This window comes from Microbacterium sp. NPDC028030 (assembly GCF_040637855.1).
GTDB lineage: Bacteria > Actinomycetota > Actinomycetes > Actinomycetales > Microbacteriaceae > Microbacterium.
This window is the reverse complement of record NZ_JBEZXF010000001.1, coordinates 1,427,844-1,441,423: the sequence shown is the minus strand read 5'-3', so window position 1 is coordinate 1,441,423 and position 13,580 is coordinate 1,427,844. Positions and strand designations below refer to the sequence as shown.

Annotated in this window: 13 protein-coding genes; 8 read left to right on the top strand and 5 right to left on the bottom strand. The window is 68.6% G+C overall.

Going from position 1 to position 13,580, the window contains the following annotated elements; translation table 11 throughout:
- Nucleotides 1-11 precede the first annotated feature (11 nt).
- A complete protein-coding gene (locus tag AB0E56_RS07095) occupies nucleotides 12-941 on the bottom strand; it encodes a phosphate/phosphite/phosphonate ABC transporter substrate-binding protein (RefSeq protein ID WP_359797768.1) in 930 nt (309 codons plus the stop codon).
- 170 nt (nucleotides 942-1,111) lie between these two features.
- On the opposite strand from AB0E56_RS07095, the gene AB0E56_RS07090 reads away from it, so the two are divergent.
- Complete coding sequence (locus AB0E56_RS07090) at nucleotides 1,112-1,855, top strand: GntR family transcriptional regulator (protein WP_359797767.1); 744 nt, start codon at nucleotides 1,112-1,114, stop codon at nucleotides 1,853-1,855.
- Between the two features lie 250 nt (nucleotides 1,856-2,105).
- On the opposite strand, the gene AB0E56_RS07085 is transcribed toward AB0E56_RS07090, so the two are convergent.
- Complete coding sequence (locus AB0E56_RS07085; protein WP_359797765.1) at nucleotides 2,106-3,248, bottom strand: histidine kinase; 1,143 nt, start codon at nucleotides 3,246-3,248, stop codon at nucleotides 2,106-2,108.
- A 226-nt stretch (nucleotides 3,249-3,474) separates the two neighbouring features.
- Here AB0E56_RS07085 and AB0E56_RS07080 point away from each other — a divergent pair, with 226 nt between their 5' ends.
- Nucleotides 3,475-4,131 carry a response regulator transcription factor gene (locus AB0E56_RS07080; protein WP_359797763.1) on the top strand — a complete coding sequence of 219 codons (657 nt, stop codon included), beginning with the start codon at nucleotides 3,475-3,477 and terminating at the stop codon, nucleotides 4,129-4,131.
- Nucleotides 4,132-4,158: 27 nt separating this feature from the next.
- Here AB0E56_RS07080 and AB0E56_RS07075 read toward each other — a convergent pair whose 3' ends face one another.
- Nucleotides 4,159-5,022: an EamA family transporter gene (locus tag AB0E56_RS07075; RefSeq protein ID WP_359797762.1), complete on the bottom strand. Its 864-nt coding sequence runs from the start codon at nucleotides 5,020-5,022 to the stop codon at nucleotides 4,159-4,161.
- 267 nt (nucleotides 5,023-5,289) lie between these two features.
- On the opposite strand from AB0E56_RS07075, the gene AB0E56_RS07070 reads away from it, so the two are divergent.
- From AB0E56_RS07070 to AB0E56_RS07060, 3 genes are all read left to right on the top strand, one after another.
- Nucleotides 5,290-6,573 (top strand): M18 family aminopeptidase, encoded by a 1,284-nt coding sequence (locus AB0E56_RS07070; protein ID WP_359797761.1) that lies wholly within the window; start codon nucleotides 5,290-5,292, stop codon nucleotides 6,571-6,573.
- 67 nt (nucleotides 6,574-6,640) lie between these two features.
- Nucleotides 6,641-8,083 carry a cytosine permease gene (locus AB0E56_RS07065; protein WP_359797760.1) on the top strand — a complete coding sequence of 481 codons (1,443 nt, stop codon included), beginning with the start codon at nucleotides 6,641-6,643 and terminating at the stop codon, nucleotides 8,081-8,083.
- On the top strand, nucleotides 8,080-8,649 hold the full coding sequence (locus tag AB0E56_RS07060) for an isochorismatase family protein (RefSeq protein ID WP_359797759.1): 570 nt from the start codon (nucleotides 8,080-8,082) through the stop codon (nucleotides 8,647-8,649). Before AB0E56_RS07065 ends, AB0E56_RS07060 begins: the two co-directional genes overlap by 4 nt.
- Nucleotides 8,650-8,721: 72 nt before the next feature.
- Here the strand turns inward: AB0E56_RS07060 and AB0E56_RS07055 are convergent, their stop codons facing one another.
- Nucleotides 8,722-10,035, bottom strand: coding sequence for an MFS transporter (locus tag AB0E56_RS07055; RefSeq protein WP_359797757.1), 1,314 nt, complete (start codon nucleotides 10,033-10,035; stop codon nucleotides 8,722-8,724).
- Nucleotides 10,036-10,116: 81 nt separating this feature from the next.
- On the opposite strand from AB0E56_RS07055, the gene AB0E56_RS07050 reads away from it, so the two are divergent.
- A complete protein-coding gene (locus AB0E56_RS07050) occupies nucleotides 10,117-10,962 on the top strand; it encodes a LysR substrate-binding domain-containing protein (protein ID WP_359798270.1) in 846 nt (281 codons plus the stop codon).
- A gap of 139 nt (nucleotides 10,963-11,101) precedes the next feature.
- Here AB0E56_RS07050 and AB0E56_RS07045 read toward each other — a convergent pair whose 3' ends face one another.
- A complete protein-coding gene (locus tag AB0E56_RS07045; RefSeq protein WP_359797755.1) occupies nucleotides 11,102-11,812 on the bottom strand; it encodes an MBL fold metallo-hydrolase in 711 nt (236 codons plus the stop codon).
- Between the two features lie 80 nt (nucleotides 11,813-11,892).
- On the opposite strand from AB0E56_RS07045, the gene AB0E56_RS07040 reads away from it, so the two are divergent.
- Nucleotides 11,893-12,417, top strand: a complete 525-nt coding sequence (locus AB0E56_RS07040; protein ID WP_359797754.1) for a WHG domain-containing protein — start codon at nucleotides 11,893-11,895, stop codon at nucleotides 12,415-12,417.
- A gap of 58 nt (nucleotides 12,418-12,475) precedes the next feature.
- Nucleotides 12,476-13,531 (top strand): alpha/beta hydrolase, encoded by a 1,056-nt coding sequence (locus AB0E56_RS07035; RefSeq protein WP_359797752.1) that lies wholly within the window; start codon nucleotides 12,476-12,478, stop codon nucleotides 13,529-13,531.
- Nucleotides 13,532-13,580: the final 49 nt, after the last annotated feature.

Below are 13,580 nucleotides of genomic sequence, written 5' to 3'. Positions count from 1 at the left end.
TCAGGATGTCATCAGCCCTGGCACTGCTCCGCTTCGGTTTCCTTGCAGATGTCGCGGATCAGGTCGTAGTACGCGTCATCCACCGGCTTCGTGGCGTAGAACACGCTGCGGAAGGCGTCGGTGTCGGCACCGTCGATGCCGGCGGCGATGATGTCGTCGATCGTGATCTCGGAGAGACCGTCGATGAGCTTCTGGGAGACGTCGTCCGGAAGCGTGGACGAGTAGACCAGCGGCGCACCGGGGACCATCGTCTCGTCGATGACCTTCACCTTGTCCGACTTCTCGACCTCGGAGTCCTCGGCGAAGCCCGCCTCGCACTCGACGCCCTCGCCCACCTTGGTGACGCTCACGTCGTGCTTGCCCGCGAAGACCGGCGTGATGTCGGTCTTGGGGTCGATGCCCGCCTCGAGGAGGTTGTACGACGGGAACAGGTAGCCGGAGGTCGAAGACGGGTCGACGAAGCAGACCTTCTTGCCCTTGAAGTCGTCGATGCTCTTGATGTCGCTGCCGGCGGGGACGATCGCCTGCGAGTAGTAACCGGGCTCCTGGCCCTCGTCGGTCACGATCGAGGAGATCGGGGTGAGCTTCGCACCGTTGTTGGTGGCGGTCACGTAGGTGAACCCGGAGAACGACGCGACGTCGACCTTGCCGGCCACCGCAGCCTCGATCAGAGCGGCGTAGTCGGTGGACTCGTGGTACTCGACGGTCTTGCCGGTGATCTCGGCGATGTAGTCCATGAGCGGCTGGTAGTTGGTCTCGGTGTCGACCGAGTCGGGGACGACGCCGAAGACGAGAGTGTTCTCGTCGACCGCGAAGCCGCCCGCAGCGGACGACTCGTCGGTTCCCGGAGTGCCGGTGGCCTCCGCGGTGCCGGCACAGGCGGCGAGACCGAGGGCGAGGAGCGCGACGCCGGCGAGGGCGGGGAGAGCGCGAAGCTTCATGAGGACCTTTCAAGGGTGTGAGGGCTGATCCATGGAAGACTCTCTCAGGTGATGGAGCGAGATATGTACCTAACTCGGAAGAGTTCAGGGCCCGTTCACCCAGCATTCTCCTGGATGAACACTCCAGGAACCTGCACGCGGCGGGTCCGCTGACGAAGTAATGTACCTATGTGGCTGAAGCTGTGTACACCCAGATCGCCGAGGACCTCCGCGCGCAGATCGCTGCGGGGGAACTCCGCCCCGGCGACGACGTGCCGACCGAGGCCGAACTCGCCGTGAGATGGCGCACGTCTCGTGGTCCGATCCGCAACGCGCTGGCCGCGCTGCGGAGCGAGGGCCTGATCGAGACGAGCCGCGGTCGGCCCGCGCGCGTCGTCGCGCGCAAGGCGAATCAGGCCGTCGACGTGTCGGTGCCGTTCACACGATGGGCCCGCGAGTTGGGCGTCACCCCGGGAGCACAGACGCAGGAGCTCAGTCTTCGACGCGCCGGCGACGGGGCGGCGGCCCTCGACGTCGCCGTGGACGACACGATCGTCAGCGTGGTGCGTCTGCGTCTGCTCGACGGACGCCCGACGATGCTCGAACGACTGACCTACACCGAGGCCGTCGGTCGCCGACTCTTCGACGTCGACCTCGACCGGGTGTCGATCACGGAGTACCTGGCGTCGGTGGGCCACCCGATCGTCACCCTGCAGCACGTGATCGACGCGGTGGCCGCCGACGATCAGGATGCCGCGCTGCTCCGCGTGCCGCGAGGCACGCCCATCCTCCGCCTCACCCGGACGTCTCGCGATGCGGAGGGGCGGATCTTCGAAGCCTCCGAGGACCGCTATCTGAGCGAGGTCGTGCGGTTCACCGTGGCCGCGTCCGGGATCTCGACGGATGGGCACTACATGCGCGCGGTCGGGGCCTAGCGGCACGTACGTCCTGGCACGGCGCGAGAAAAAGCACCCGTTAACGCAGAAGGCGATCGCGAGCGCGCAAGTGTTTCAGAAGCCAGAAAGACCGCGCCCGCGATCGCAGCGCTGGGGACGCTTTATCTGGGGAACCTCCAGGATAGGGAGGGAGGCGGCTGGCCTTGAAGAGTCGAACGTCGAGACTCTTCTAGACTTTCGTCTAGGGTCTATCGAACGCCGAAGGTGGGTGCTCGCCCACTCTAGAGCATCAGACGACAGGAAGTCGGGCCGACACGACCCAGTACCCGTCCACCTCTCCGGCACTGAACTCGCCGCTCGCGCCCATGACGCGTTCCGCCATGCGCCCGAGCCCGGTGCGGCTCGAGGAGAGCTCCCGGCGCGGGGTCGTCGGCAAGGGACTGCGCAGGGTGAGATGCGCGACCTCGTCGTCGACGGACAGGAGGATCTCCACCTGTCCTTGGCCGGCGTACTTGAGGATGTTGGTGGCCGACTCTCGCGTGATGCGCGCGAGCACGATCTCGACCGCGCGCGGGATGCGCTCGTCTCGAGGGTCGCCTTCGCGGACCACCGAGTGGCCGGCGGCTTCGAACTCGCTCTGCGCTTCGTCGATCGCCGCCGCGAGGTCTCCCGTCTGCACGCTGGACGACTGGGGTCCGTCGTCGGCGAGTTCGATCACGAAGCGGAGGTCCGTCATCGCCTTGCGCGCCGCGACGCGGATCGCTTCCTGCGAGTCGGTGCTCGTCTGCGGGTCTTCGAGCATCTGCACGTGCAACGACACCACCGTGAGGTGGTGCGCGATGCTGTCGTGCAGCTCACCGGCGATCCATCGCCGCTCGGCGAGCACTGCTTGGCGTTCCTGTTCGGCACGCTCCTCGAGCTCTCGCTCGAGACGACTGCCCCTGGCGAAGGCGAGCCGCAGGGCGAACCCGACGGCTCCCGCCACCGTGGCGAAGACGAGGTAGAGGGCGACGTTCACATTGGCTTCAGCGTCGCCGTTGGCGACGAGCGCTGCTGCGACCAGGAACGCGCCGGTGTAGGAGAGGATCAGCGAAGTCCACCCCAGCCTCATGACCAGTCCAGCCGCGACGGCGGCTGCGGTCAGGACCTGGAGTTCTGATCCGGGGATGAAGGAGAGTGCGAACACGACGCCGAGGGCGCATGTCGCGATGAGCGGCTTCCAGAGATAGAGCGCGAACGCCGCGGTGGACGAGACGCTCACCAGAAGTGCGACGGGGTTCACACCGGGTGTGGTGAAGAAGCCGATGACGTCAGCGGCGATGGTGATGGAGACGATCACCAGAACGACGATGCGTTCGATCGCGCTGAGCTTCTCACCCCGGGCCAGTCGGAAGCTGTCCGCGGATTCCCGGGTCGAGTGGTCGAAGGCCATGCTTCACTATCTCCTATTCGCCAGCTAATCTAGCTGTGGAGACCAAAGAACTTGCCAACCTGCTGCCAGAAAGTCATAACGTTCACCTCCAATTTCTAACTGTTCGTCGATGTCTGTATTCATCTTCTCGGCGATGCACGGTGAGCACATCTGTCTCACGTCTAGAGCTTTTTGGCCAAAGGTCCACATCGTGTGAGCCCGCCGCCCGCGCCGTTAGGCTTCGTTCATGCAGGAAATCCGTGTAGTGATCGTCGACGACGATCCCCTGGTGCGCTCGGCTCTGTCGCACTTCGTCTCGCGCGATCCGAACATCACGGTGATCGCGCAGGCGGAAGACGGGGTGGAGGCCATCTCCACCGTCGAGCGGGAGCAGCCCGACGTGGTGATGATGGACGTCCAGATGCCCGAGATGGACGGCATCGAAGCAACCGGGGTGATCGCCGAACGCTGGCCGCACGTCCGTGTTCTCGCGGTGACGACGCTGGACGGGAGCGACACCGTGCTGCCCATGCTGAGTGCCGGTGCCTCGGGCTACCTGCTCAAGGATTCCAGCGCGGAGGAGATCGTCACGGGTGTCCGTGAGGTGCACAGCGGTGCGAGTTCGCTGTCACCCCGGATCGCGTCGATGCTCATCAAGCACGTGCGCGACTCCACACCCGTGGCTGCCGATGCCGAAGCACTCGAACCGCTCACCGAGCGTGAGGCCGAAGTCCTCCAGTGCCTCGCGAAGGGCATGTCCAACGCCGAGATCGCCAAGGCGCTGATCGTCTCCGAGGGCACCGTGAAGGCGCATCTGGGCCGCATGATGGCCAAGTGGCACCTGCGCGACCGCGTGCAGATCCTGGTCACCGCTGCACACGCGGGCCTCGTCAGCTTCCGCTGACCTCCCCGCCGCGCCTCGGAGCCGCCGTCACATCGCCAGCAGCACGATCCCCGCGACGACGACCAGCGACGCCCCGATCCGCCGCCACGGCTTCGACTCCCGCAGCACGAACACCCCGAACAGACTCACCAGCACGACACTGACCTCGCGCAGGGGTGCGACGAGCGCGACCGGGGCGATCTGGATGGCCGTGAGCACCAGGATGTACGACAGCGGCGACAGGATGCCGAAGACGAGGATGCGGCGCCATTGGGTGCGGCCGAGCGCCCACACCGCGTTCCATCGCCGACGGACGGCGATCGAGTAGAAGGGAACCTGGAGCAGGGTCGTGCCGACCATGAAGGCGACCGGCGACAGGTTCCAGGTGCGCACCGCGTGCGCATCCCAGATCGTGTACACGGCGATCGCGACGCCCGTGAGCAGACCGAAGAGGATGCCGGGGTCGATGCATCCACGACGGGCGGAGCTGCCGCGGTCGATCAACCCGATCGCGACCACGCCGACGATCACAGCGGCGACCCCGACCAGCGCGATCGCCGACGGGCGCTCCCCGAGCAGGAGGACCGCCACGATCACCGACAGGAAAGGGCCGGTGCCGCGCGCCGTCGCGTAGACGGTCGAGAGGTTCCCCTCGCGATACCCCCGCTGCAGCACGGTCATGTACGCCACGTGCAGCGCTGCCGAGACAGCGACGCCCAGGGCGAAGGAGCCGAGGTCGTCGGCGCCGAGTCCGCCGGTGAACGGCACGGCGCCGATCCACACGACCGTGCTGGCGACGGCGCCCCACCACAGGAACGGCGCACCGGCCCTGCTGATGCCGTGTGCGATGACATTCCAGGCGGCATGGGCGATGGCCGCCCCGAACACGAGGACGAACGCGAGCGGAGACACGACGAGACCCTTCCGTCCGGCGCGCGGCGCGACGAACAGGGTCCTCCGGGCTTTTGTCCTGTCAGATGACGGCCCTCCTGCGGAGGAGGACCGTGGCGCCGCTCGGACCAGACGGGCGCGAACCCCGGAACCCTAGGCGCTATCGGGACAACCCTAACGCGCCAGGATGAACGCGCGGCAAACGACCGCGCCGGCGACCCTCGACGGATCGGACAGCAGGGCACCGCGACTACGCTCGAAGCACGCCCGTCTCCAGGAAGGCACGTCATGCCCGTCACTCCGGTCGCCCTCGCCCACGCCGAGGACCTCGCCGACTTCGTCTCGGCCTCACCCTCGAGCTATCACGCGGCGGCAGAGGTCGCCCGACGACTCGAAGACGCCGGGTACACGCGTCTTCGCGAGGAGGATGCCTGGCCCGCACAGGCCGGCGGACGGTTCGTCGTGGTGCGCGACGGCGCGACGATCGCGTGGGCCGTGCCCGAGGACGCCTCGGCGACGACTCCCGTGCAGATCTTCGGCGCCCACACCGACTCCCCCGGCTTCAAGCTCAAGCCGCAGCCGACCACCGGGTCGCGCGGATGGCTGCAGGCGGCGGTCGAGGTGTACGGCGGACCGCTGCTGAACTCCTGGCTCGACCGCGAACTCCGGCTCGCGGGGCGACTCGCACTGGCCGACGGCCGTGTCGTGCTCGCCGACACCGGTCCCCTGCTGCGCCTCCCCCAGCTCGCCATCCATCTCGACCGCGGGGTGAACAACGGCCTCGCGCTCGACAAGCAGGTCGAGACGCAGCCGGTGTGGGGACTCGGCGACGCGAGTGAAGCCGACATCCTCGCCGAACTCGCCTCCTCCGCGGACGTCGCCGCAGCCGAGATCCGCGGGTACGACGTCGTGGTCGCCGACGCGGCGCGCGGGGCGGTGTTCGGAAAGGACCGTGCGTTCTTCGCATCCGGCCGCCTCGACGACCTCGCCTCGGTCCACGCCGGGGTGGTGGCGCTCGCCGCACACGAGGCGAAGAGCGGAAGCCCGATCGCCGTGCTCGCCGCCTTCGACCACGAGGAGCTCGGCTCGGCGTCGCGCTCCGGCGCCGCGGGGCCGTTCCTGGAAGACGTGCTCGAGCGTCTGTACGCGGGGCTCGGCGCGGACTCGTCGGCGCGACGTCAGGCCTACGCGTCGTCGTGGTGCCTGTCGAGCGACGTCGGCCACTCGGTGCACCCGAACTACGCCGCCAAGCACGACCCGGTGGTGCAGCCGGTGCTCGGCTCGGGCCCGATCCTGAAGCTGAACGCCAACCAGCGGTATGCCACGGATGCCGTGGGCACCGCGTCGTGGCGGACGTGGTGCGAGCGCGCGGGCGTCGTCACGCAGGAGTTCGTGTCGAACAACAGCGTGCCGTGCGGCTCGACGATCGGTCCGATCACCGCCACCCGCCTGGGCATCCGCACGGTCGACGTGGGCATCCCGATCCTGTCGATGCACTCCGCACGCGAGCTCGCCGGGGTCTCCGACCTGCACGACCTCGCCCGCACCGCGCAGTCGTTCTTCGCGGGCTGATCGACGCGGGAGCTGTCCCCTCCACGAACTCCGCCCCTCGAGGTCACGGCAGTGCCAGGATGTGACCATGACGGACATCAAGGCGGGACTCATCGAGCGCGCGGGCATCGAGATCATCCCCGAGTCGGAGCGCACCGCGAAGCCCCGTGACCTCTTCTGGCCCTGGTTCGCGGCGAACGTGTCGGTGTTCGGCATGTCGTACGGGTCGTTCGTGCTCGGCTTCGGGATCTCGTTCTGGCAGGCCACAGTGGTGTCGGTCATCGGCATCGTGGTGTCGTTCCTGCTGTGCGGCTTGATCGCGATCGCGGGCAAGCGCGGTTCCGCGCCGACCATGGTGCTCTCACGCGCGGCGTTCGGCGTTCAGGGGCAGAAGGTGCCGGGCATCGTGTCGTGGCTGACCTCGATCGGGTGGGAGACCTTCCTCGCGATCATGGCCGTGCTCGCCACCGCCACCGTGATCACGCAGCTCGGCGGTGACGGCGACAGCATCGCGCTCAAGATCATCGCGACCGTGATCGTCGCCGCGCTGATCGTCACGGCATCCGTCCTCGGCTACCACACGATCATGAAGCTGCAGTCGGTGCTCACCTGGATCACCGGCATCGTGACGGTGCTGTACATCATCCTCGCGGCGCCGCAGATCGACCTCGCGGCCGTGATGGCCCGCCCCGACGGGGGCATCGGCCAGGTGATCGGTGCGCTGGTCATGGTGATGACCGGTTTCGGGCTCGGCTGGATCAACATCGCCGCCGACTGGTCGCGGTACCAGAAGCGCACGGCGTCCGACGGGGCCATCGTCGCGTGGAACACGATCGGCGGCTCGGTCGCCCCGGTGATCCTGGTGGTCTTCGGTCTGCTGCTCGGCGGCTCGAACGAAGATCTCATGAACGCGATCGCAGCCGACCCCATCGGCGCGCTCGCGTCGATCCTGCCGGTCTGGGTGCTCGTGCCCTTCCTGCTCACGGCCGTGCTGGCGCTCGTCTCCGGCGCGGTGCTGGGCATCTACTCATCGGGGTTGACGCTGCTGAGCCTGGGCATCCGCATCCCGCGTCCGTCCGCCGCGGCGATCGACGGAGTGATCCTCACGATCGGCACGATCTTCGTCGTGTTCTTCGCGACCGACTTCCTCGGACCGTTCCAGAGCTTCCTGATCACGCTCGGCGTTCCGCTCGCCTCGTGGGCGGGCATCCTGATCGCCGACATCCTGCGCCGCCGGAAGGACTACGACGAAGAGGCGCTCTTCGACAGCCGGGGTCGCTACGGCGCCTGGGACTGGACCTCGATCGCCACGATGGTCGTCACCAGCGTGATCGGGTGGGGCCTGGTCGTGAACAACTTCGCCGAAGACGCCGCGTGGAACAACTGGCAGGGCTATCTGCTGTTCCTGATCGGCGGCAGAGACGGTGACTGGGCCTACGCGAACCTCGGGGTGTTCTTCGCACTCGTGCTGTCGTTCCTCGTCACGTATTTCGCACGGGCGGCCAAGATCCGCCGGCAGGAGAACGCGTGAGCTCTTCTGCGACGGGTGAACCCTGGCTCGTGGTGATCGATCCGCAAGTGATCTTCGCCTCCCCCGACTCCGCGTGGGGTTCGCCGTCGTTCCCCGAGGTCGTGCCGCGCATCCGCGCCCTGGCGGAGGCGTTCGGCGACCGGGTGCTGGTCACGCGCTGGATGCCCACCGCCGACCGCACCACATCATGGGGAGAGTATTTCGCCGCCTGGCCGTTCGCGGATCAGCCGCCGGAGGATCCGCTGTTCGATCTCGTCGCGGATGCCGTGGGGCTCTCCCCGCACGCGAGCATCGACCTCCCCACGTTCGGCAAGTGGGGTCAGGACCTGGAGGCGGTCGTCGGGCACGGCGCCCACGTGGTGCTCGCCGGGGTCTCGACAGACTGCTGCGTGCTCTCGACGGCCCTCGCCGCTGCGGACGCGGGCGCTCACGTGACGGTCGCGGCCGACGCGTGCGCGGGCTCCACACCCGAGAATCACGCCGCCGCGCTGCACGTCATGGGGCTGTATCCACCGCAGATCACGATGGGCGACACGGCCGGGATCCTGTCGACCATCGGCCGGTGACGATCCCTCCGTGACGATCTGCGGAGGAATCGGCCGAGATCGTCCGGGAATCGTCATCGACTCCGGGAATCGTCACGGCGTCCGGGATCGCACTCGTCGCACACGGAGCCGGATCCCCCGCAGGCCCCACGTACGGACGGTCACGGCGACGACGACGCAGGCGGCGACGAACGGCACTCCCCCGGCGACCAGGAACCCCGCCGACAGTCCCCACGTCTGCACGATGGCGCCGACGACGACGGCCCCGACGGTCTGCCCCGCCGCGACGATGACGAGATACAGACCGGAGACCCGACCCCGGATCGCCGGGTTCGTCGACAGCTGCACGAGCGCTTCGGCACTCGTCGCGAACATCACGCGCAGCAGCGACAGCACGACCACGGACAGCACGAAGACCGCGTCGATCCGGGCGAACGCCGTGCCGACCATCGCCGCCGCGAACAGGACTGCTCCCGTCACCACCACAGGAACGCCCACCGTCCGCCGCCGCGTCGACAGCACAGCGCCGAGCAGCGCCCCGAACGCCCCTGCTGCCATGTACAGGCTGTACCCGCCCGGACCGGTGTCGAACCCGACGTCTCTCGCCGCGGCGGCGAACAGGACGTTTTGCGTCATCCCGAAGGTCGCGACGAACACCATGAGCACGAGCGGCCAGCGGATGCCGGGCTTGCGCCACGCATAACGCGCCGCCGCCGTGATCCCGGTGCCGAGTTCCGGCACACGCACGAACCGCGGGATCTCCGCGGCGCGCAGGCGCGTCAACGCGGTGAAGGAGAGCACGGCGAGGACCGCGGAGATCGACAGCGCCCACGGCGCACCGAAGAGGATGAGGACAGCGCCGCTCGCCGAGACGCCGCCCAACGAGGCGGTGTGGAACGCTGCGGCGTTGATGCCGATAGCCGTCTGCAGCCGCTCTCGCGGTACGACCTGCGCGATCAGCGCTGAGCGGGCGGGCCCTTCCGCCACCGCTGTGAACCCGCCGAGGGCAGCCGCCGCATAGATGTGCCACAGCATCAGCGCATCGAGCTGAGCCAGCACGGCGAGCGCGATCATGACGCCGGCGGCCGTGCCGTTCGCGATGCGGATGACCCGCAGCCGCGGGAAGCGGTCCGACAGCGACCCTCCCCACAGACCGAAGAGCAGGATCGGGGCGAACTGGAAGGTGACGGCGAGTCCGACAGCGGCGACGCTGCCCGTGAGCTCGAGGATCAGCCAGTCCAGCGCGATGCGCGAGACCCAGGCTCCGATCGATCCGACGAGCATCGAGACGAAGACCCAGCGGAAGCTGCGGACGGCGAGCGTGGCACGGACGTCTTTGCGGCCGCGCTGGACGATCACGGGGATGGGAGAGGTGTCGGGAGTCGGGGTATCGCGCGTCATCGACATGATGCGTCCAGGCTAGGGACGACTCGACCTCCCCATTCAGACATGTCATGATCGCCATATCACTCATTCGAAAGGTGAATGATGTTCGACCCCCAGCTGCTGCGCACCTTCGTGGCCCTCGCCGAGACGCGCAGCTTCACGCGCGCAGCCGAACAGCTGCAGACCAGCCAGTCGACCGTGAGCCAGCAGATCCGCCGCCTGGAGCGCGCCGCGGGCAGGACGCTCGCGCTGCGAGACACCCGCACCGTCGAGCTGACCGACAACGGCGAGGCGATGCTCGGCTTCGCGCGGGTCATCCTGAGCGCGCACGACGCCGCTGCCTCGTACTTCGACACCTCGGCGATGCGCGGTCGACTGCGCTTCGGCTCGGCGGACGACCTCGCCCTCACGGAGCTGCCGGCGATCCTCCGCGAGTTCCGCCGCCTCTACCCGCAGATCGACCTCGTGCTCACGGTGGGACAGAGCCCCGCGCTCGCCCGTCGTCTGCGCGCCGGTCAGCTCGACCTCGTGTACGTCAAGCAGGAGCCGGGCCTGCCGACCGGCCGCCTCGTCCGCCGCGACCGGCACGTCTGGGTCGCACACGAGAGCACCCGGCTCGACCCTGGTGCCCCTGTCCCCCTGATCGCCTACCCCGATCCGAGCCTGTCGCGCGCCGCCGCGATCGACGCGCTCGCGTCCATCGGCCGCAACTGGCGCATCACCTGCAACGTCCGCGACGTCAACGGTGCTCTCGCCGCCGTCAGGGCCGGGATCGGCATCGCGGTGCTCCCGCGGGCCATGGTGCCGACAGACCTCGTGCCCGTGAGCCCGACCTTCGGCCTGCCCCGCCTCGGCGAGATCGACTTCACCCTGCTGACGAATCCTCGCGCGGCGGGCGGCCCCGTCGACGCGCTGAGCGCCGCCATCGTCGGGCACTCCGGCGACTGAGGCCCCGGACGCGAGGAGGGCCGTGACGATCTGCGGAGTAGGTGAGGTTCTGCGGCGGAATCGGCGAGGGTGATCGGGGAATCGTCGCCGGTTCCGCGAATCATCGCCGGTCCCGAACCCCGTCCGCCGATCCGAAGCCTCAGGCCGCGGCGCGCACGGCAGCGGCGATGTCGGCAGGAGACCCCTGCCACGGCGCCCCATGACCCGGGAGCACCCAGGAGGCGGGCAGGTCTGCCAGACGGTCGAGGGAGGCGAGAGCGACCCCCGGCTCATCCGTGAACGGGGCGGGCTGTGCTCCGGTCCGACCGGTGAGCACGTGCCGCGTGGTGAGCGCATCGCCGACGAACACCGCGTCGGCGGGCGGGATGTGCACCGCGATGCTGCCCGGCGAATGCCCCGGCATCCCCACCACGACGGGAGCGCCGGGCAGGTCGAGCACATCGCCGTCGGCGACCTCCACGACGTCGTGGACGTAGTGCGTTCGGAGCGCGTTCTTGCGGAGTCCGTACGCGAAGAAACCCAGGGTGGGCGCGAGTCTCGCCGGCCCCATCGGGGTCTTCGGCTTCTCGCCGGTGCGTACCCGGTGACTGTCGGCCGCATGGATGAACACCGGCACACCCGCCCCCCGGCGCAGACGCTCGGCGAACCCGATGTGGTCGCTGTCGCCGTGGGTGAGGACGAGGCCGCGGACGTCGGACAACGGCCGTCCGATCTCGTCGAGCTCGCGCTGCAGGTCGTGCCAGTGACCGGGGAGCCCGGCGTCGACCAGGGTGATCCCCTCCGGCAGGTCGACCAGGTACGCGGCGACGATGTCGTTGCCGATGCGGTGCAGGTGCGGGGCGAGCTTCATGGGGGATCCTCTCGGAGTGTTTGCGATGGCTACGTTACGTAGCTATCATGGCTATTGTCAATAGCCATGAAGGAGGACGCATGCCGACACCGGAACGCACATCCCTCGAGGAGATCGTCGCGGCAGGACGCGAGATCCTCGAGGTCGCCGGCCCCGCTGGCCTCACCATGCAAGCCGTCGCCGCGCGCGTCGGCGTGCGCGCACCCTCGCTGTACAAGCGGGTGCGCGATCGCGATGCGCTGCACGCCGCCGTCGCCACGGCATCGGTCGACGCCCTGACCGTGCGCCTCGACGCCGCCGCCGACGACCTCGCCGCACTCGCAGACGCCTACCGCGCCTTCGCCCGCGCCCACCCCGAGGGGTTCCGCATCATCTTCACCGCGGCCGTTCCCCACGATGCCCTCGAACGCTCCGCCGCACCCGTCATCCGCGCGTGTGCCGCCCTCGTCGGCGAAGACGACGCCCTCGACGCGGCCCGCCTCTTCACGGCATGGGCGACGGGCTTCCTGCAGATGGAGCTGTCGGGTGCGTTCCGCCTGGGCGGCGACGTCGAGCGGGCCTTCGCCTATGGCCTGCGCCGGCTGCTCGCCGGACTCACCCGCTGACGGCCGGGACAGGGACCCGACGCCTCGCCTCTGCCACACTGGTGCCTGGGAGGGGTCCATGAGCATCGACGCGCATACCGCAGAGTCCGCACGCCCGAAGAAGGCGCGCAAGCCCTGGCGCCGGACGAAGGTGGTGCTGGGGATCATCGTCGCGGTCGCCGCCGTGATCGCGATCATCGGATCGATCACGCCATGGCCGTCGGCGATGATCATCCGCGCGGTGTTCACCAAGGGCGGCGACGAGACCGCCGCCGAGATGGACAAGTACGTGCCCGAGACGAAGCTCGACGTGCAGAAGGACGTCGCCTACGGCGACGACGGCGCAGACACCACCATGGACGTCTTCCGCCCCGCATCCGCCACCGGAGCACTGCCGACCGTGGTGTGGATCCACGGCGGGGCCTGGATCTCCGGCGCGAAGGAGAACGTCGATCCGTACATGCGCATCCTCGCCGCCGAGGGGTACACGACGATCGCGGTGAACTACACGATCGGCCCCGAGGGCGTCTATCCGCTCGCCGTGCACCAGCTCGACGCGGCACTCGCATACATCGACGAGCACGCCGACGAGCTCGGGGTCGACCCGCAGCAGATCGTCCTCGCCGGCGACTCCGCAGGCGGACAGCTCGCGAGCCAGATGGCCACTCTCATCACGAGTCCTGCCTACGCCGAGATCATGGACATCACGCCGTCGCTGAAACCGGACCAGGTGGTGGCCACCGTCCTCAACTGCGGCGTCTACGACCTGGCTGCCCTCGCACAGCTCGACGGCATCGCCGGATGGGGATTCAAGTCGGCGATGTGGGCGTACTCCGGCACGAAGACCTGGGCGGAGGACTCGACCGGGGCCACGATGTCGACCATCGACTGGGTCACCGCGGACTTCCCGACCACTTACATCTCCGGCGGCAACGGGGACGGACTCACCTGGCTGCAGTCGATTCCCATGGCGAAGCGCCTGGGTGAGCTCGGCGTCGATGTGACGACGCAGTTCTGGCCGGCTCCGCACGAGCCGCAGCTGCCGCACGAGTATCAGTTCCACCTGGACCTGCCGGACGCGCGGACGGCCCTGCAGAAGACCATCGAGTTCCTGGACGCGCACACCACCCGTTGACCCTCGTCCCGGTCCGCCCCGGTCCGTCCGATGCCCCGGACACTTGTCG